Annotated in this window: 14 protein-coding genes and 1 tRNA gene; 10 read left to right on the top strand and 5 right to left on the bottom strand. The window is 68.2% G+C overall.

What is annotated here, in order from left to right; all coding sequences use genetic code 11:
- Positions 1–16 precede the first annotated feature (16 nt).
- The 3 genes from CFN17_RS18635 to CFN17_RS18625 all read left to right on the top strand — a co-directional run bounded on the left by CFN17_RS18635 (position 17) and on the right by CFN17_RS18625 (position 2,985).
- Positions 17–913 (top strand): sulfurtransferase, encoded by an 897-nt coding sequence (locus CFN17_RS18635; RefSeq protein WP_208749164.1) that lies wholly within the window; start codon positions 17–19, stop codon positions 911–913.
- A gap of 477 nt (positions 914–1,390) precedes the next feature.
- The gene (locus CFN17_RS18630; protein ID WP_261792269.1) at positions 1,391–2,560 is read left to right on the top strand and encodes an NAD(P)-dependent alcohol dehydrogenase; all 1,170 of its coding nucleotides are present in this window, start codon (positions 1,391–1,393) and stop codon (positions 2,558–2,560) included.
- Complete coding sequence (locus CFN17_RS18625; protein WP_208749163.1) at positions 2,557–2,985, top strand: HIT family protein; 429 nt, start codon at positions 2,557–2,559, stop codon at positions 2,983–2,985. The genes CFN17_RS18630 and CFN17_RS18625 overlap by 4 nt, the downstream gene beginning before the upstream one ends.
- Before the next feature lie 5 nt (positions 2,986–2,990).
- On the opposite strand, the gene hrpA is transcribed toward CFN17_RS18625, so the two are convergent.
- Positions 2,991–7,046, bottom strand: coding sequence for an ATP-dependent RNA helicase HrpA (gene hrpA / locus CFN17_RS18620; protein ID WP_208749162.1), 4,056 nt, complete (start codon positions 7,044–7,046; stop codon positions 2,991–2,993).
- 110 nt (positions 7,047–7,156) lie between these two features.
- Complete coding sequence (locus tag CFN17_RS18615) at positions 7,157–7,324, bottom strand: hypothetical protein (RefSeq protein WP_208749161.1); 168 nt, start codon at positions 7,322–7,324, stop codon at positions 7,157–7,159.
- A gap of 81 nt (positions 7,325–7,405) precedes the next feature.
- Here CFN17_RS18615 and CFN17_RS18610 point away from each other — a divergent pair, with 81 nt between their 5' ends.
- A complete protein-coding gene (locus CFN17_RS18610) occupies positions 7,406–8,371 on the top strand; it encodes a GlxA family transcriptional regulator (protein WP_208749160.1) in 966 nt (321 codons plus the stop codon).
- Positions 8,372–8,379: 8 nt separating this feature from the next.
- On the opposite strand, the gene CFN17_RS18605 is transcribed toward CFN17_RS18610, so the two are convergent.
- From CFN17_RS18605 to CFN17_RS18595, 3 genes are all read right to left on the bottom strand, one after another.
- A complete protein-coding gene (locus CFN17_RS18605) occupies positions 8,380–8,682 on the bottom strand; it encodes a protealysin inhibitor emfourin (protein WP_208749159.1) in 303 nt (100 codons plus the stop codon).
- A 43-nt stretch (positions 8,683–8,725) separates the two neighbouring features.
- A complete protein-coding gene (locus CFN17_RS18600; protein ID WP_208749158.1) occupies positions 8,726–9,799 on the bottom strand; it encodes a M4 family metallopeptidase in 1,074 nt (357 codons plus the stop codon).
- A gap of 135 nt (positions 9,800–9,934) precedes the next feature.
- Positions 9,935–10,007 (bottom strand) — tRNA-Arg (locus tag CFN17_RS18595).
- Positions 10,008–10,191: 184 nt separating this feature from the next.
- Between CFN17_RS18595 and argS the strand changes: the two genes are divergently transcribed.
- The 6 genes from argS to rho all read left to right on the top strand — a co-directional run bounded on the left by argS (position 10,192) and on the right by rho (position 19,171).
- Positions 10,192–11,856 (top strand): arginine--tRNA ligase, encoded by a 1,665-nt coding sequence (gene argS, locus CFN17_RS18590; RefSeq protein WP_208749157.1) that lies wholly within the window; start codon positions 10,192–10,194, stop codon positions 11,854–11,856.
- Between the two features lie 5 nt (positions 11,857–11,861).
- A complete protein-coding gene (gene lysA, locus CFN17_RS18585; protein WP_208749156.1) occupies positions 11,862–13,331 on the top strand; it encodes a diaminopimelate decarboxylase in 1,470 nt (489 codons plus the stop codon).
- Positions 13,332–14,648, top strand: a complete 1,317-nt coding sequence (locus CFN17_RS18580; RefSeq protein ID WP_208749155.1) for a homoserine dehydrogenase — start codon at positions 13,332–13,334, stop codon at positions 14,646–14,648. It begins immediately after the preceding gene.
- A complete protein-coding gene (gene thrC / locus CFN17_RS18575; RefSeq protein ID WP_208749154.1) occupies positions 14,649–15,755 on the top strand; it encodes a threonine synthase in 1,107 nt (368 codons plus the stop codon).
- A gap of 2 nt (positions 15,756–15,757) precedes the next feature.
- Positions 15,758–16,744 (top strand): homoserine kinase, encoded by a 987-nt coding sequence (gene thrB, locus CFN17_RS18570; protein WP_208749153.1) that lies wholly within the window; start codon positions 15,758–15,760, stop codon positions 16,742–16,744.
- Positions 16,745–17,077: 333 nt separating this feature from the next.
- Positions 17,078–19,171: a transcription termination factor Rho gene (rho, locus tag CFN17_RS18565; RefSeq protein ID WP_208749152.1), complete on the top strand. Its 2,094-nt coding sequence runs from the start codon at positions 17,078–17,080 to the stop codon at positions 19,169–19,171.
- The last annotated feature ends 108 nt before the right edge of the window (positions 19,172–19,279 follow it).

Raw genomic sequence — 19,279 nt, 5'->3', positions numbered from 1 at the left:
AAGATAGAGTGGACGGATGGACACCCTCATCGATGCCGCCGCCCTCAAGAGCCGGCTGGACGACCGCGAAAGCGGCCAGCGCACCGTGCTCCTCGATGTTCGCTGGACGCTGGGTGACCCGCACGGCCACGACCACTATCTGCACGGACATATCCCCGGCGCGGTCTTCGTGGACCTTGCCACCGAACTCGCCGGACCCGCGGAACCGGGGCGCGGACGGCATCCCCTGCCTCCGGCGGAGCAGTTCCAGGAGTGCGCTCGCCGCTGGGGCATCAGCGACGGCGACGCCGTCGTGGCGTATGACGACAGCGGCAACATGGCCGCCGCCCGGGTCTGGTGGATGCTGCGCGACGCCGGCTTCGGTCCGGTTCAGCTGCTCGACGGCGGCCTGGCCGCCTGGCGTGAGGCAGGGTTCGGCCTGGCCGCCGGGGCCGAGCAGCCCCCAGCAGGCAATGTCACGCTGTCTGCCGGCGCCATGCCCGCGATCGACGCCGGGCAGGCCGCGTCCTGGAGCCGGTACGGGCTTTTGCTCGACGCCCGGGCGGGGGAGCGGTACCGCGGGGAAGTCGAGCCCGTGGATCCCCGCGCGGGCCACATTCCCGGTGCCGTCAGTGCCCCCACCACCGGCAATCTGCAGGCTGACGGCCGCTTTCTGGGCCCGGCGGAGCTGCGGGAGCGCTTCGAGCGGCTCGGCTACCGGTCCGACGTCCCGACCGCCGTGTACTGCGGCTCCGGCGTGACGGCCGCCCACGAAATTGCCGCCCTTGAGATTGCCGGCTTTGCCGCTGCCCTGTATCCCGGTTCGTTCTCCGAGTGGTGCCATGATGCCGCGCGTGACGTTGTCACCGGCGAGGCACCGTACGGCGAGGACGTTGAAACTGCGGCCGGAAGGTCCACGGGCAGCGTCTCCTAGGTTCACCGCTGGACATGCTCCCCGAGTCTGGGCTAAGGCAAGGGACATGCTCCGTCTTGGCCTCCCCGGCTGGGCATGCCCCCTCGGGCTCGTCCGCAGCACTGGACATGCTCCCCGAGTCTGGGTTCAGGCAAGGGACATGCTCCGCCGTGGACCCCGCGGCTGGACATGCTTCCTCGGCCTCGTCGGAACCACTGGGAATGCTCCGTCGTGGGCTCTGCCGCTGGACATGCGCCCCGGACGTGGCTCCGGACCAGGAGCATGTCCAGTGCTTGCTCTGAACACTGGACACTTGGGGCATATGCCCACTCCTTGAGTTCACCACTGAGCATGTCCCGCGGGGCGGCGGGCCCCGCAAGGGTGTCCCCGCCGGGCACCGGGAACGGGGCGGTGTTGCGGGGACCACGAGGCCCCGGCGTGCGGGGGGCCACAGGTCCAAGTGGCATGGGAACCGGTCACGGGGGTAGCGTCGGGATCATGACTCCAGGACGCCCCGTACCGCCGCCCTTTGCCAAGCCGCTTCCCGACGTCGAGGACGGGGGCGCCGCCAAGTCCGCCAACACCGCCGGCCCCACCCTGGCCGCCGCGTACGGCGCCACCGCGCCGGATAGCGGGCTTGTCCCGCTGACGGTCTCCCGCCGGGCGCCCAAGGAGGACGACGTCGAGATCGCCATCGAGTTCTGCGGCCTCTGCCACTCGGACGTGCACGCCACCCGCGGCGAATGGGGCGGCGACACGTACCCGCTGATCCCGGGCCACGAGATCGTCGGCCGGGTCACCCGGGTGGGTTCCGCCGTCGACGATTTCACGGTGGGGGAGCGCGTGGGCGTGGGCTGCATGGTGGATTCCTGCCGCGAATGCGAGAGCTGCCTGGACGGGCTCGAGCAGTACTGCGAGAACGGCATGGTGGGAACGTACGGGGCCAGGGACGCCCGCAACGGCGGCGCCATCACCCAAGGCGGGTACGCCACCTCGATCGTCGTGGACCGCAACTACGTCCTGCGCGTCCCGGAAAGCCTGGACCCCGCCGCCGCGGCGCCCCTGCTCTGCGCCGGCATCACCACCTATTCGCCCTTGAACCACTTCGAGGTCGAGGAAGGCGACGTCGTCGGCGTTGTCGGACTTGGCGGCCTCGGCCACATGGCCGTGAAGATCGCCAAGGCCATGGGGGCCGAGGTGAAGGTCTTCACGACGTCGGAAAAGAAGTTCGCCGCTGCCCGCGAACTGGGCGCCGACGACGTCATCCTCTCCACGGACCCGGCCGCGATGGAGGCCGCGAACCGGAGCATCGACGTCATCATCGACACCGTCGCCGCGCCGCACGACCTCAACCCGTACTTCCGCACGCTGCGCCTGGACGGGGCGCTGTTCCAGCTGGGACTGCCCTCGGAAGCGATGCCTCCGGTCAACCCCGGCGCACTGATCCGGCGCCGGATCGCCTACGCCGGTTCACTCATCGGCGGGATCGCGGAAACCCAGGAGATGCTGGACTTCTGCGCCGAACACGGCGTGGTGTCCGACGTCGAAGTGGTCACGGCGGACCAGCTCAACGAAGCGTACGACCGCATGGTGGCCGGCGATGTAAAGTACCGTTTTGTCCTGGACGCCAGCACCCTGGGGTCCCCGGCAGAAAAGGCGGACGCATGAGCACTCTCTTCACGAAAATCATCAACGGCGAGATCCCCGGCCGCTTCGTCTGGCGCGAGGACGACGTCGTGGCGTTCCTGACCGTGGGCCCGCTGGCCGACGGCCACACCCTCGTGGTGCCCACCGAGGAAGTGGACCGCTGGACCGACGCTACTCCCGAGGTTCTCGGCCGGGTCATGGACGTCGCCCGCAAGATCGGTGCCGTCCAGGTGGACGTGTTCGACGCCGCCCGGGCCGGCCTGATCGTGGCCGGCTACGAAATCAACCACATGCATGTGCACGTGTGGCCGTCGAACTCGATGGCGGACTTCGATTTCGGCTCGGTGGACCAGCACCCGGATCCGGCCCGCCTGGACGCCAACGCGGAGAAACTCCGCGAGGGCCTGCGGAAGGCGGGCCACGCGGAGCACGTCCCGGCCGCCTAGATCCGCTACGCCGGCGCCAGCACCTTGTTCAGCGCCGCCCTGATCCGCTTCTCAGAGACGGAATAGGCGGTGCCGAGTTCGACGGCGAAGAAGCTCACCCGGAGTTCTTCAATCATCCAGCGCACGTGGGTTAACTCCGCGCCGGCCCGCCGGCCGGGCAGCAGTGCTGAGACGGCGTCGTCGTAGTCGTCCTCGAGCGCCTGGACCGCAGCCATGTGCTGGGCATCCCGCTGGACATTGCCGGGCAGCTTTTCGAGCCGCTTTTCAATCGCGGCGAGGTAGCGCGGCAGCTGGCTGAGCTGGGCGTAGCCCGTGCGTGCCACAAAGCCCGGGTAGACCAGCTGCTCCAGCTGGCTCCGGATGTCGTTGAGCGCGCTGATCAGTGCCAGGCTCGTTGTGCCCTTCAGCTGCTTTTCGATCCGGCGGGTGCTGGCCAGGACGCGTTCGACGACGGCGGTGACGGTAAAGACGGTGTCGATCAGCTCCGCCCGGACGATTTCGTAGAGTGCTTTGAACGACGCCTCGTCCCACGGCAGCCCGGCCGGCGTGAGCTTGTCGATCGCGGCCAGGGAACAGTCGGCGATCAGCGCGGACACGGAGCCGTGCGGGTTCTGGCTGAACGCCAGCTTCTCCGTGTTGTTCAGGTGCTCCAGAACATAGCGGTCCGGCGGCGGAACCTTCAGGGCCAGGAGCCGGATGACGCCGGCGCGCATGGCCTCCTGCTGCTCGGATGCGGTCTGGAACAGCCGCAGCGCCACCGAACTTCCCTCATCCACCAGGGCCGGGTAGCCGGTGACGGTGTGCCCGCCGACGCTGCCCTGGACCTGCTGCGCCAGGGTTCCGAAGGTCCAGTCCTTGAGCCCGGACAGTTCGGTGAACCCGCCCGGGGCTGCCGGTCCTGCAGTCGACGGAGCCGCCGACGGCGGGGCAACCGTCCGGGCGGAACCGGCGGACTTGCCGGCCGGGGCCTTGCCGGCCGCCTTTGGTGCTGTGGTGCCCGGCGTCGCACCGAGGGATTCCGCGACGGCCCGGCGGGTGGCGGGGGCCAGGCGTTCCTGCAGTGCGGCGAGGTCCTTGCCTTCATCCAGCACCTTGCCGCGCGAATCCACCACGCGGAAGCTGACGCGAAGATGGGCGGGCACCGCGTCCCAGTTCCAGGACCCCGGCGGGATGACCTGTCCGCGGATCCGGCGCAGCACCAGTTCGAGCGACGGCTCAAGCTCGTCCGTGGCGGGATCGAAGTCGGCGTCCAGTGCCGCCACCGCCTGCCGGGCGACGTCGGGCGCGGGAACGAAGTTCTTGCGGACCTGTTTGGGCAGTGACTTGATGAGCGCCGTCACCAGTTCCACGCGCTGCCCGGGGATGAGCCAGCGGAACGCGGCGTCGTCGAGCTGGTTCAGGAACAGGACGGGCACCTCGGCGGTGACGCCGTCGGACGGGTTCGGCGGCGATCCCGGCGCAACCGGGTGGAACTCGTAGCTCAGCGGCAGTTCGAAACCCTTGTGCAGCAGGGTCTTCGGGTAGGCCGAATCGTCCAGCGCCGCGGCGTCCTCGCTGATCAGCAGGGATTTCTCGAAGTCCAGCAGCGTCGGGTCCTGCTGCCGGGCGTCCTTCCACCACTTGTCGAAGTGCCGCTCGGAGACGACCTCCTGTCCGATCCGTGCGTCATAAAACTCGAAGAGGGTCTCGTCATCGACCAGGATGTCGCGGCGCCGCATCCGGGCCTCAAGCTCCTCAACCTCCTGGAGCAGGGCGCGGTTGCGGTGGAAGAACTTGTGGTGCGTCTGCCAGTCGCCCTCCACCAGGGCGTGGCGGATGAAGAGCTCGCGGGACAGCTCCGGGTCCACGTTCCCGTAGTTGACGCGGCGGTTCGGGATGATGGGCACGCCGTAGAGGGTGACCTTCTCGTGGGCCATCACCGAGCCCATCTTCTTGGACCAGTGCGGTTCACTGTAGCTGCGCTTGACCAGGTCCGGCGCCACCTGCTCAACCCACAACGGATCGAACTTCGCGGCCACCCGCGCCCAGAGCCTGCTGGTTTCCACCAGTTCGGCGGCCATCACAAAGGTGGGCGACTTCTTGAACAGCGCCGAGCCCGGGAAAATCGCGAAGCGGCTGCCGCGGGCGCCGGCGTACTCGCGCTTGCGCTCGTCGAGGATGCCGATGTGGCTCAGCAGGCCCGAGAGCAGGCTGATGTGGATGCCGTCGTGGTTGCCCACGGGATCGGCCAGCCGTTTGTTGTCCAGGCTGATGCCCAGCGGCCGGGCGAGCTGGCGCAGCTGGGCGAAGAGGTCCTGCCACTCACGGACCCGGAGGTAGTTGATGAATTCGGTGCGGCAGAGCCGGCGGAACGCGGTGGAGGACAGCTCCTGCTGCTTCTCCTGCAGGTAGTTCCACAGGTTCAGGTAGCCGGTGAAGTCCGAGTTCTCGTCGCGGAACCGCGCATGCTTCTCCGCCGCGAGCTGCTGCTTGTCGGTCGGACGCTCACGCGGGTCCTGGATTGTGAGGGCGGCCGCCAGGATCATGACCTCACGCACGCAGCCGCGCTTGCCCGCTTCCACGATCATGCGGCCAAGGCGCGGGTCCACCGGCAGCTGGGCCAGCTTCTGTCCGACGGCGGTCAGCCCGCCGCCGTTTCGTCCGGCCCCCGCCGGCCGGCGGCCTCCGCGACGCCCGCCGCCGTCGTTCTCTTGACCGGCACCGTTCCGTTCGGGCGCGCGCGCCGCGCTCAGGGCGCCGAGCTCGCGCAGGAGGCTGACGCCGTCGTTAATGGCCCGTGAATCCGGCGGCTCCACGAAGGGGAAATTCTCCACATCCTTGGGTCCGCGCGCCACACCCATGGCCGTCATCTGCAGGATGACGGCGGCGAGGTTGGTGCGCAGGATTTCCGGGTCCGTGAACAGCGGGCGGGACTGAAAATCCTCTTCCGAGTACAGCCGGATCGCGATGCCGTCGGAGACGCGGCCGCAGCGGCCGGAGCGCTGATTGGCGGAGGCCTGTGAGACTCGCTCGATCGGCAGGCGCTGGACCTTGGTGCGGTGCGAATAGCGCGAGATGCGGGCCGTGCCGGTGTCGATCACGTACTTGATCCCCGGAACCGTGAGCGAGGTTTCTGCCACGTTGGTGGCCAGCACGATCCGGCGTTTGCCGCCCGGGTGGAAGACCTTGTGCTGCTCCTGCAGGCTCAGCCGGGCGAACAACGGCAGCACCTCGGTGCCGGCCAGCCGCCGGTTGGACTGGATGCGGGCATTGAGGGCCTCCGCGGCGTCACGGATTTCCCGCTCGCCGGAGAAGAAGATGAGGATATCGCCGGGGGCTTCCAGGGCGAGCTCGTCGACGGCGTCGCACACGGCGTCGAGGGGGTCGCGGTCCTCCTCGAGTTCGTCGTCCGGGGCCACGCCTTCCCCCGCCTCTTCTGCATCTTCGGCGCCAGCGCCGGCGCCGCCGGCGGGCTGGGACAGCGGCCGGTAGCGGATTTCCACCGGGAAGGTCCGGCCCGAGACCTCGATGATGGGGGAGGGTTCGTCCTCCGAGCCGAAGTGCTTCGCGAAGCGCTCCGGATCGATGGTGGCCGAGGTGATGATGATCTTCAGGTCGGGGCGCTGCGGCAGAATGCGCTTGAGGTAGCCGAGGATGAAGTCGATATTGAGGCTGCGCTCGTGGGCCTCGTCGATGATGATGGCGTTGTATTTGCGCAGCAGCTTGTCGCGCTGGATTTCTGCCAGCAGGATGCCGTCGGTCATGAGCTTGACCTTGGTGGACCGGCTGACCTCGCCGGTGAACCGGACCTGGAAGCCCACTTCCTGGCCGATCCCGACGCCGAGTTCCTCCGCAATGCGCTCGGCGACAGTGCGGGCAGCGAGCCTGCGGGGCTGGGTATGGCCGATCAGCCCGTTCTCGCCCAGGCCGAGTTCCAGGCACATCTTCGGGATCTGGGTGGTCTTGCCCGAACCGGTCTCGCCGGCGATGATCGTCACCTGGTTGGCGGCGATGGCGGCCATCAGGTCTTCGCGGCGCTCGGAGACGGGCAGCTCGGCAGGGTAGGAGATATGCAATGTCATGGCTGGAGACAGTCTACTGGGGCGGACTGTCCGCCGGTGCGGGGCCGTGACGGTCCCGGCGCAGGGTGCGGGCCCGGTCGGAGGGGTCGGGCCCGGTGCGCAGGTGCGGCCTAGAAGATCCGCAGGGTGTAGTTGACGCTGGGCAGGTCCCGGGCCATCCAGTATTCGTCCGAGCGGACGGGCGGGTTGTGGCCGAGGCCGTCCTTGCGGAGGGCGGAGATCGTGGCGGTGATAATGCCGATGACCAGGATGATGAGGGCGATTCCGAGGAGTTCCATACCTCCATGGTTCTCCCGGCCAACATTGAAAAGAAGTGGCAGAAATGCCCAAAAAGGTAAAATTTCTGCCACACTGTAATCATGATCAAATCAGTGGCCATGATCGTCGTCCCCAACTTCTCGATCTTCGAGTTCGCCACAGCCTTCGAGGTCTTCGGCATTGACCGTTCGGAGCGCGGAAGCGGCGTGCCTTCGTTTGATTTCCGGGTCTGCACCCCGGAGCCGGGCGACGTCCCGCTCAAATCCGGCCTGTCCATGCACGTGGAATTCGGGCTGGACGCGGCTGCGGACGCGGACCTGGTGGTGATGGCGCCGTACGGCCGGGACGAGGACGTTCCGGAATCCGTCCTGGACGCGTTGCGGGCCGCGCATGCCCGCGGCGCCTGGGTGATGTCGATCTGTTCCGGCGCCTTCGCCCTGGCCCGGGCGGGGCTGCTCGACGGACGCCGCTGCACCACGCACTGGCACTACTCCCAGGAACTCGCCAGCCGTTACCCCGCCGTCCAGGTGGACGAAAACGTCCTTTATGTGGAGGACGACCGGATCATCACGAGCGCCGGGACCGCAGCGGGGATCGATGCCTGCCTGCACCTGATCCGGGTTGAGTTCGGCGCCAAGGTGGCCGCCGGTATTGCCCGGGACATGGTGGTCCCGCCGCACCGCGACGGCGGCCAGGCCCAGTACATCGACCGGCCCATTCCGCGGTGCGGATCGGAGCCCATGGAACAGCTGCTGCAGTGGATGGTCCGGCATCTGGATGAGGAACACCCGGTCAACGAACTGGCGGCCCGGGTGCACATGTCGCCGCGGACGTTTGCCCGGCGCTTCCGCTCGGAAACGGGGGCCACGCCGGCAGCGTGGCTGAACTCCCAGCGGGTGCTGCGCGCCCAGGAACTGCTGGAGACGACAGAGCTGAACATTGACGAAGTCGCACGCGAATCCGGCTTCGGGCATTCGGTTCTGTTGCGGCACCACTTTGTCAAAGCCCTCGACACCAGCCCGCAGTCCTACCGGCGCACGTTCCGTGGCCACCTGGCCACGGCCTAGGAACCCGGCTACCCCGGCGACAACGTGTCGGGCGGCAGTTCCTGCTCCGCCGCGGCCCTGGCACAGTCGATGAGGTCGCGCCACGGTCCTGTCACTTCACGCTCCGGCAGTACCGCCCGGCGCTGACCGGCCCGGATGCTGTACATGAACCTGTCAGGCTGGCCGCCCCGGCCGGTCCCGGCGACGTCGTCCCACGGGCACGCTTCAATGAGCGGTTGCCACCGCTCGGTGTCCTCCGGCGGCTCCGGCTGAACGGTCCAGGTCCGTTTCATTCCGGCCACGCCGCCGCTGCGCTGGACAGTTATTTTCACAGGCGTGCGATTTTCATGAGCGTGCCAACCTCACGGCGTTGGGTTACAGCTTCACTTTCACAGTGTCCCACGCAGCCCGGACGGCGTCATGCGCCGGGGACCCGGCGCCGAAGAGCTCTGTGGCGGAGGCCGCGGTGGCCCTGGCGAAGGCACCGAACGTGGCGTTTGGTTTGAGGGTGCCGCCGGTCAGGGTGTCGTACCAGATCTGTGCGGGGGCATCCCACGCATTGCCGCCGAGGGCCGTGGCGACGAGGCAGAAGGCACGGTTGGGGATGCCGGAATTGATGTGCACCCCGCCGTTGTCCGCGCTCGTGTGCACGTAGCCGTCCATCGAGTCCGGCTGCGGATCCTTGCCGAGGACGTCGTCGTCGTACGCGGTGCCCGGTGCCTTCATCGACCGCAGCGCCGTTCCCTGGACCTGCTCGGTGAAGAGGCCTTCGCCGATCAGCCAGCTTGCCTCCGCGGTGGACTGCTCTTTCGCGTACTGTTCCACGAGGGCACCGAAGACGTCGGACAACGATTCGTTGAGGGCGCCGGCCTGGTTGCGGTAGTTCAGGCCCCCGGAATACTGCGTGACGCCGTGGGCGAGCTCGTGCCCGATCACGCTCAGGGACTTCGTGAACCGGCCGAAGACCTCACCGTCGCCGTCGCCGAACACCATCTGCCGGCCATCCCAAAACGCGTTGTCATAGCGTTTCCCGTAGTGGACCGTGGCCTCGAGGGGCAGGCCCTGCCCGTCGATGGAGTCGCGGCCAAAGGCGTCCGCGTAGAGCCGGTGGGTGTCGCCCAACCCGTCATATGCCTCGTCCGCCGCCGGATCGCCGGTGGGCGGGGTGCCCTCTTTGCGGACCAGGCTCCCCGGCAGCTGTTCCAGGGAGCGGGCGTCATAAATGGTACGGTCCGGCGTCCCGGGCTTGAGGCTCCGCATGCCCGGGGCTGCGAGCGGGACGGGCTCGGCGCGGGCCGCCTGGAAGCCCTTGGTGTGCAGCAGCGCCTTGCGGGCAGCCTCCGCCGCACCGGAGAACCCGGGGTCCTGCTGGGCGGCTATGCGGCGCAGGAGGTAGGGCGGAACGATGGAGCAGTGAACACCTGAAAAGTGATCAACGGAACGGTGCATGTGAGACCCCTTCACGTTCCGGGGCGTGCAGGGTCGCCCGCCACCGATGAAGACAGCCTACGAGCGGGCACAGACAATAGGCAGATCCAATGCAGAAGACCCCGCCACTTCCTTGAAGTGGCGGGGTCTTTTCTGTGCCCTCGATAGGATTCGAACCTACGACCTTCTGCTCCGGAGGCAGACGCTCTATCCCCTGAGCTACGAGGGCAGTCAGGGATCCTGCCTTACCGGCGGGACGTCCTAGAGCTTAGCAGGAAGGTGGCCCCCAAAGGAAAATCCGGGTTAACCGGGGTTGCAGGATAGACCGCCCCGGGTGCTTGACGGTCAGGGGCCGCCCGTCATGCCGGGCGCCAGATTCCGCCACACCTCGGGCCCACCGGTAGGCTAGAAGCGTGACCCCAGAAGAACTCTCCCTCGCCATTTCCGCCTGCCTGAAGGACGCCGTCGCGGCTGGTGACATCGCCCTTTCCGCTGCCGACCTCCCGGAAGAGGTGCGCGTCGAGCGCCCCAAGAACAGGGACCACGGAGACTGGGCCACCAACGTCGCCCTCCAGCTGGCCAAGACCGCCGGGACCAACCCGCGGCAGTTCGCGTCCGTCCTCAGCGACCGGCTGAAAATGATCGACGGTGTGTCTGCCGTGGACATCGCCGGCCCGGGCTTCCTGAACATTACGGTGGACGCCGCTGCCGCCGGCGCCCTGGCCAAGGTCATCGTCGAGGCGGGAGCGGACTACGGCACCAACACCGCGCTCGCCGGCCATGTCGTGAACATGGAGTTCGTCTCGGCCAACCCCACCGGCCCGTTGCACATCGGCCACACCCGCTGGGCCGCCCTTGGCGACGCGATCGCCCGCGTCCTGAGGGCCTCCGGCGCCGACGTCACCGCTGAGTACTACATCAACGACGCCGGCTCCCAGATGAACGTCTTCGCCAACTCCGTGTACGCGCGGCTGCACGGCCGGGACGTGCCCGAGGGCGGCTACCCGGGCCAGTACATCGCCGACCTCGGCCACGAGGTGCTCAGCGAGCACCCCGGGATCCGTGAACTCACCGAGGTCGCGGCCCTGCCGGTGATCCGGGGAGCCGCGTACAAGGCGCAGATGCACGACATCAAGCAGACGCTGGCCGCGTTCGGCGTCGACTTCGATGTCTTCTTCTCCGAGCAGGAGCTTCACGACGCCGGCGCTATCGAGGATGCCGTCGCCCGCCTCCGCGAGCAGGGCCACGTCTTTGACGACGGCGGCGCCGTGTGGCTGCGCACCACCGACTTCGGTGACGACAAGGACCGCGTGATGGTCCGCGCCAACGGCGAACCGACCTACTTCGCGGCCGACGCCGCCTACTACCTGTCCAAGAAGGACCGCGGCTTCACCGAGAAGATCTACCTCCTCGGCGCCGACCACCACGGCTACATCAACCGGCTCAAGGCCATTGCCGCGGCCGCCGGCGACGATCCCGAGGTCAACATCGAGGTCCTGATCGGCCAGCTGGTCTCGGTCAACGGCGCCAAGTTGTCCAAGCGCGCCGGCAACATCATCGAGCTCAAGGACCTCATCGACTGGCTCGGCAAGGACGCTGTGCGCTACTCGCTCGCCCGGTTCCCCGCCGACTCGCCGCTGACCCTGGACCCCGAGCTGCTGAAGAAGCACAGCAACGAAAACCCGGTGTTCTACGTCCAGTACGCGCACGCCCGCTCCCGCGGCGCCGCCCGCAACGCCGTGGCCGCCGGCGTCGAGCGCCGCGTGGACGGTGAGGACCGCTTCGAGGCGGCACTGCTGGACCACGCCACCGAAAACGAGCTGCTTTCACACCTGGGCAGCTACCCCTCCGTGGTGGCCAAAGCCGCCGAACTGCGCGAGCCGCACCGCGTGGCCCGCCACCTGGAAGTCATTGCCGGCGCCTACCACCGCTGGTACGACGCCTGCCGGGTTGCGCCCCAGGGCGAGGAACCCGTCACCGACACCAACCGGACCCGGCTGTGGCTCAACGACGCCACCAGCCAGGTACTGGCCAACGGACTGGAACTGCTGGGCGTCTCGGCGCCGGAACGGATGTAACCGCCATGAACGCTAAGTCAGCACAGTCCCCGCTCGCGCCGGCCTGGCTCGAGGTCCCCGAAGACCTCAACGCCCTCCACGAACCGCTGTGGGCCGGCGGTGTCGAAAGGAACGACGCCGGCGAGCTCACCATTGAGGGCATCACCGTCAGTGAACTGCAGCGACAGTACGGCACACCGCTGTTCGTGCTGAGCGAGACCGACTTCCGGGCCAGGGCCCGGGCGTTCAGCGACGCCTTCAACGACGCCTTCGCGGACATCTGCGGGGGAGTGGACGTCTACTACGCCGGCAAGTCCTTCCTGTGCACTTCCGTGGTCCGCTGGGTCGAAGAAGAGGGGCTGCGCCTGGACACCGCATCCGGCGGCGAACTCGCCGTCGCCGCCCGGGCCGGCATCCCCGGCGCCGACGTCGCGCTGCACGGCAACAACAAGTCCGACGGCGAAATCCACCGGGCGCTGGACATGCAGCTGGGCCGGATCGTCGTGGACAGCCTCGATGAGCTCGAGCGCGTCGCCGCAATCGCCGCCAACCGGGGCGACACCGCCAAGGTGATGCTCCGGCTGACCCCGGGCGTGCATGCCCACACCCACGAATTCATCGCCACGGCCCACGAGGACCAGAAGTTCGGCCTCTCCATGGCCGCGGACTCCACCGAACAGGCCGGGCTCTCCGCCGCCGAGGAGGCCGTGGCCGCCGCCACCGGGCACGCGAGCATCGAACTGCTGGGCCTGCACTGCCACATCGGCTCGCAGATCTTCGAACCCGACGGCTTCGCCCTCGCCGCCGAGAAGCTCCTGGATTTCCTGGCCGCGATGCAGTCCAAGTATTCCATCGTGCTGCCCGAACTGGACCTCGGAGGCGGCTACGGGATCGCCTACACGCCCGTTGACACCCCCCGCCCGGCCGCCGAAATCGCGCAGGCGATGGCCGCCGTCGTCCGTTCCAAGTGCGAGGCGCTGGGAATTTCCGCCCCGCGGATCTCGATTGAGCCCGGCCGCGCGATCGTCGGCAGCACCACCTTCACGCTGTACGAGGTCGGCACGCTCAAGACCGTCCGGGTGGACGCCCCGGCCGCCGCGGAAGGCGGGAACCCCGGCGGCGACGTTACGTACCCCCGCCGGTATGTGTCGGTGGATGGCGGGATGAGCGATAACCCCCGCCCGGTGCTTTATGACGCGGATTATTCGGCAATTCTCGCCTCCCGGAGCTCCGACGCGGCGCCGCAGCTGTCCCGAGTAGTGGGCAAACATTGCGAGAGCGGCGACATAGTTGTTAGAGATGTATATCTGCCCGAGGACGTGGCAGCCGGTGATCTGCTTGCTGTACCGGGGACCGGCGCCTACTGCTGGGCCCTGTCAAGCAACTACAACTATCTGGCCCGGCCGGGCGTTGTCGCTGTCAGCGACGGATCTGCCCGGCTCATTGTCCGCGGGGAAACCGAAGAAGATCTGCTCAACCGCGACATGGGAGTCTGAATGACCGAATTGCGAACCCTGAAAGTGGCCCTGCTGGGCTGTGGCAACGTTGGGGCCCAGGTTGCGCGGATTCTCATTGACGACGCCGGCGCCCTCGCCGCACGCACGGGTGCCCGCCTCGAACTGAGCGGCATCGCGGTGCGCAACGTTGACGCCGAACGCGATGTCGAGCTGCCGCGCGAGCTGTTTACCACCGACGCCGACACCCTCGTCAAAGACGCCGACGTCGTGATCGAGCTCATGGGCGGGATCGAACCGGCCCGCACCCTGATCCTCACGGCCATGCGCAACGGCGCCTGCGTTGTCAGCGGCAACAAGGCACTCCTGGCCCAGGACGGTCCCACACTGTATGAGGAAGCCGACAAGGCCGGCGTGCAGCTGTCCTACGAGGCCGCCGTCGCCGGTGCCATCCCGATCCTGCGGCCCATCCGCGACAGCCTGTCCGGCGACCGCATCACCCGCGTGCTCGGAATCGTCAACGGCACCACCAACTACATCCTCGACCAGATGGACTCCACCGGCGCGCAGTTCGCCGACGCCCTGGCCGAGGCCCAGCGCCTGGGCTACGCGGAAGCCGATCCCACGGCCGATATCGAAGGGTACGACGCCGCCGCCAAGGCCGCGATCCTGGCCTCCCTGTCCTTCCACACCCGGTTCGCCCTGGAAGACGTCTCGTGCGAAGGCATCACGGCCGTCAGCGCCGCGGATATCGCCGCGGCGAAGGAGGCCGGCTTCGTCATCAAGCTTCTGGCCATCGCGGAGAAGCTGACGGATGAGGACGGAAAAACCGGCGTCTCTGTCCGCGTGCATCCCACGCTCCTGCCCCGCGAACACCCCCTCGCCGCCGTCCGCGGTGCGTTCAACGCCGTCTTCATCGAGGCCGAGAACGCCGGGGAGCTTATGTTCTACGGCCAGGGCGCCGGCGGCACCCCGACCGCGTCCGCCGTGCTGGGCGACCTCGTTTCCGCAGCCCGGCGCGTTGTCCTGGGCGGCCCCGGCCGGACCGAGACCACCACGGGGCACGTGCCCGCGCTGCCCATCGACGCATCCATCACGAGCTACTACATCGGCCTCGACGTCGCGGACCAGCCCGGCGTCCTGGCCAGGATCGCCCAGCTCTTCGCCGAGCACGGCGTGTCCATCGAGATCATGCGGCAGACCATCCACCGCGACGCCGAGTCCAACGTGGAGTCGGCCGAGCTGCGGATCGTGACACACCGTGCACGCGAAGCCGCACTTGCAGCAACCGTCGAGGCCGTGAAGGGCCTGGACGTCATCAATTCCGTCACATCCGTACTGCGGGTAGAAGGGGTCTAAGTGGCTCACCAATGGCGCGGTGTCATCCGCGAATACGCTGATCGTCTTCCTGTCACGGAAGCCACTAAGGTCATTACCCTGGGCGAGGGCGGCACCCCGCTCGTGCACGCCCGCCACCTCTCCGAGCTGACCGGCAGCACCGTCTACCTCAAGGTCGAGGGCATGAACCCGACCGGCTCGTTCAAGGACCGCGGCATGACCATGGCCATGACGGCAGCGGTGGCCGCCGGCGCCAAAGCCGTGGTCTGCGCGTCCACCGGCAACACCTCCGCCTCGGCGGCCGCCTACGCCACGGCGGCCGGGCTGCAGTGCGCCGTGCTGGTCCCGGAGGGCAAGATCTCGATGGGCAAACTCAGCCAGGCGATCGCCCACGGCGCCACCTTGCTGCAGGTCGATGGCAACTTCGACGACTGCCTCGACATCGCCCGCAAGCTCGGGGAGTCCTACCCGGTGTTCCTGGTCAACTCGGTCAACCCCGCCCGCATCGAGGGCCAGAAGACCGGCGCGTTCGAGGTGGTCGACTTCCTCGGCGACGCCCCCGACTTCCACGTGCTGCCGGTCGGCAACGCCGGCAACATCAGCGCCTACTGGAAGGGCTACAAGGAATACGCCTCGGCGTATGAGTCGCCCGCCGCAGGCACGCTGCCCGCCGTGGCCACGAAGACGCCCGTCATGTGGGGCTTCCAGGCCGCCGGCGCCGCCCCGTTCGTGGCCGGCCACCCCATCACCGAGCCGGACACCATCGCCACCGCCATCCGGATCGGCAACCCCGCCTCCTGGGATACCGCCGTGGCGGCCCGGGACGAATCCGGCGGCGTGATCGAGGCCGTCACGGACGAGGAAATCCTCTCCGCGCACCGCTGGCTTTCCTCCCGGGAAGGCGTCTTCGTGGAGCCGGGCTCCGCCGCCGGCGTCGCGGGCCTGATCAAGAAGCACGCGGCCGGGCAGGTGCCCGCCGGCAAGACGATCGTGATCACCGTGACCGGTCACGGCCTCAAGGACCCGCAGTGGGCCCTGCGCACCGAGGACGGCAGCGACGTGCAGCCGGTCAAGGTCTCCAACGACGTCGTCACCGTCGCCGCGGCCCTGGGACTGGAAGAAAAATAGCCTTGGAAACCACGCTCACCGTCCCGGCCGAATCAGCTGCCGGCTCGCCGGCCGTTCCGGCGGGCCAGGTGGTCACCGTGCGCGTCCCGGCTACGAGCGCCAACCTGGGCCCCGGGTATGACAGCCTCGGCCTCGCGCTCACTCTCCACGACACGCTCACCGTGGAAACCCTGACCAGCGGCGAACTTGAATTCGAGCTCAGCGGCGAGGGGGCGGAGTCGCTGCCCCGCGACGCGACGCACCTGGTGGTCAAGGCCCTCACCGAGGCGCTGCACCGCCTCGGCTACCGGCACGAAGGCCTGCGGATCACGGCGGACAACGTCAACCCGCACGGACGCGGCCTGGGGTCCTCGGCCTCGGCCGTCGTGGCAGCCGTCAGCGCCGCGAACGCGCTGGTCCCGGCGGAATCCCGGCGCGGACGGGAGTGGATCCTGCAGCTGACGAGCGAAATGGAAGGCCACCCGGACAACGTCGCTCCCGCGATTTTCGGCGGTCTGGCGCTGTCGTGGCAGGACAGTGACCAGTACAGCAGCACGTGCGCGACCGTGGCCCCCTCAGTGATCCCGGTGGTCGCCGTTCCGGACTACGAGCTCTCCACGGAAGCGGCCCGGGCGCTGCTGCCGGCGTCGGTGGGGCACCATGCCGCGGCCATGAACTCCGGCCGCGCCGCCCTGCTGATCCACGCGCTGACCGCCAACCCCGAGTTCCTTCTGGCCGGCACCGAGGACTACCTGCACCAGAGCTACCGTGCCGAGGCCATGCGGCCCAGCGCCGGGCTGATCGCCGCGCTGCGGCGGGCCGGGCACGCCGCCGTCGTTTCCGGAGCCGGCCCCACCGTGCTGGTCCTGGCCAACGGGGAAGCGGAAGCCGCCGGGATTGTGGACTTCATCGGCACCTACACGGCGGCCAACACGCCGGAAGTGGGCTGGCGTGTGCTGAAGCTGGCCGTGGACGTCGAAGGTGCTAAAGTGGAAGTGCACCGGCGGTAAATACGCAGGCGGTACATCTAGTCGGTAAGTCTTTCACCGTTGTACGACCGCGATGTTGGCCATGTAGCCTCCCTCATCTTTCACTGCGCAATACTTTCCGGTGCCACCTGCTTTCGGTCTGACGCAGGAATCAGCAGAATTGTGCTGCCCCCTGATACGTCAGCCCGCCGTTCCTTATTTCCCGGATCGTGCATGGTGAAGCAGTATCCGGCCCTGCTGGCCGAAATCCATCCGGCAAGGCCGAAATCCCGGCTGCAGATCTGAACTGCAGCCCAGATCAAATCACCGCGTCCAGCTCTTAGCCTGGACGCCGTCGAGGGGGAAGGATCCTTCGTGACCGAAACCACTGAGCTGTCTCCGGCTGTGGACACATCTTCTGCTGCCGAATCAACGGCAGCACCCGCCAAGAGCAGCGGCCTTGCAGGCCTCAAGCTCGCCCAGCTCCAGGCCCTCGCCAGCCAGCTGGGGATCTCGGGCGGTTCGCGCATGCGCAAGGGTGATCTGGTTACGGCCATTTCCGCCCACCGTGCTGGCACTCCGGTCAGCAAGGCTCCGGCCCGCGCTGCCGACAAGGCGACCGACAACGGGACCGTTTCCCGGGCAGCCGCCCCCGCCGCCGCGCCCGCCGAAGCCCAGGAAAGCGCGCCCCAGGAAGCCGCGGCTCCGGAAAGCCCCCGGGCCCGCCGCGGACGCAGCCGCCGCGCAGGCAGCGACGGCGTCGTCACGACGGCCGCCGCAGAGGCACCCGCCGCCGCTCCGGCCGAGGCCCCGGCGGTCTCCGCCGAAACCGCCGCTGAAAGCCGCCCTGCCGAAGCCGGCACCGGCGCTTCCGCGACCGAAGGCAGTGACCGCACGCGGCAGCCGCGCACCCGCAACCGCCGCCGCGGCGAGGCCGCAGCGCAGGCCGCCGAGGCCGGCCAGAATGCCGGGGAGGCCCAGACCGAACAGCCCGCAGCTGAACAGCGCACTGAACAGCGGGAACAGCGCGAACAGCGCACTGAACAGCGCGAGCAGGGCAGCGAGGACGGCCAGCGCCGCGACACCACGCGCACCCGGGAGAACACCCGCGACACCACCCGCGACAGTGACGATTCTGACGGCGGAAGCCGCCGGAACCGCCGCAACCGCCGCGACCGCAACGACCGCGGCCAGCAGGACAACCGCGACAACTCCTCCCGCAACGACCGCTTCCGCGACCGCAACGACCGCCGGCGCGGACGTGCGCAGGGACCGGACGTCGACGACGTTGAGGTCACCGAGGACGACGTCCTCCTGCCGGTCGCCGGTATCCTCGACGTCCTCGAGAACTACGCGTTCATCCGCACGTCGGGCTACCTGCCGGGCCCGAACGACGTCTACGTCTCGCTCGCCCAGGTGAAGAAGTACAACCTGCGCAAGGGCGACGCCGTCGTTGGTGCCATCCGTGCCCCGCGCGAAGGCGAGGACCGCAGCCAGCAGTCCGCCCGCCAGAAGTTCAACGCCCTGGTCCGCGTCACCTCGGTCAACGGCAAGACCCCCGAGGAACTCAAGGACCGCGTCGAATTCGCGAAGCTCGTCCCGCTGTACCCGTCCGAGCGCCTGCGCCTCGAGACCGACCCCAAGAAGATCGGCCCGCGCGTCATCGACCTCGTCGCCCCGATCGGCAAGGGCCAGCGCGGCCTGATCGTTTCGCCGCCGAAGGCCGGCAAGACGCTCATCCTGCAGTCCATCGCTAACGCCATCACCACCAACAACCCTGAGGTCCACCTCATGATGGTGCTCGTTGACGAACGTCCCGAAGAAGTCACGGACATGCAGCGCACCGTCAAGGGTGAGGTCATCGCCTCCACCTTCGACCGTCCGGCCGACGACCACACCACCGTGGCCGAACTCTCGATCGAGCGCGCCAAGCGCCTTGTCGAGATGGGCATGGACGTCGTGGTGCTCCTGGATTCCATGACCCGCCTGGGCCGTGCATACAACCTGGCGGCCCCGGCCTCCGGACGCATCCTCTCCGGCGGTGTGGACTCCGCGGCGCTGTACCCGCCGAAGCGCTTCTTCGGTGCGGCCCGCAACATCGAAAACGGCGGCTCACTGACCATCCTGGCCACCGCGCTCGTCGAGACCGGCTCCAAGATGGACGAGGTCATCTTCGAAGAGTTCAAGGGCACCGGCAACATGGAACTGCGCCTGTCCCGCCAGCTGGCTGACAAGCGCATCTTCCCGGCCGTGGACGTCAACGCGTCCGGTACACGCCGTGAGGAAAACCTGCTCTCCGCCGAGGAAGTCAAGATCATGTGGAAGCTGCGCCGTGTCCTGTCCGGGCTCGAAACGCAGCAGAGCCTGGAGCTGCTGACCAACAAGATCCGGGAGACCCAGAGCAACGTCGAGTTCCTCATGCAGGTGCAGAAGACGACGCTTGGTGCGAAGTCCGATAACGACAAGTAGCTGAGCTAGGGGCGGGCGCCGGTGCGTTCGTGCGGTGGGTGCCGCGCGGATGTTCCGCCCCCGCCCCTTCGCGTTGCAGCTGACGTACTGCGTACGTCGGCTGCAACG

This window comes from Arthrobacter sp. PM3, assembly GCF_003352915.1.
Lineage (GTDB): Bacteria > Actinomycetota > Actinomycetes > Actinomycetales > Micrococcaceae > Arthrobacter.
The sequence above is the reverse complement of the archived record's forward strand: the minus strand, read 5'-3'. Positions and strand labels throughout refer to the sequence as shown.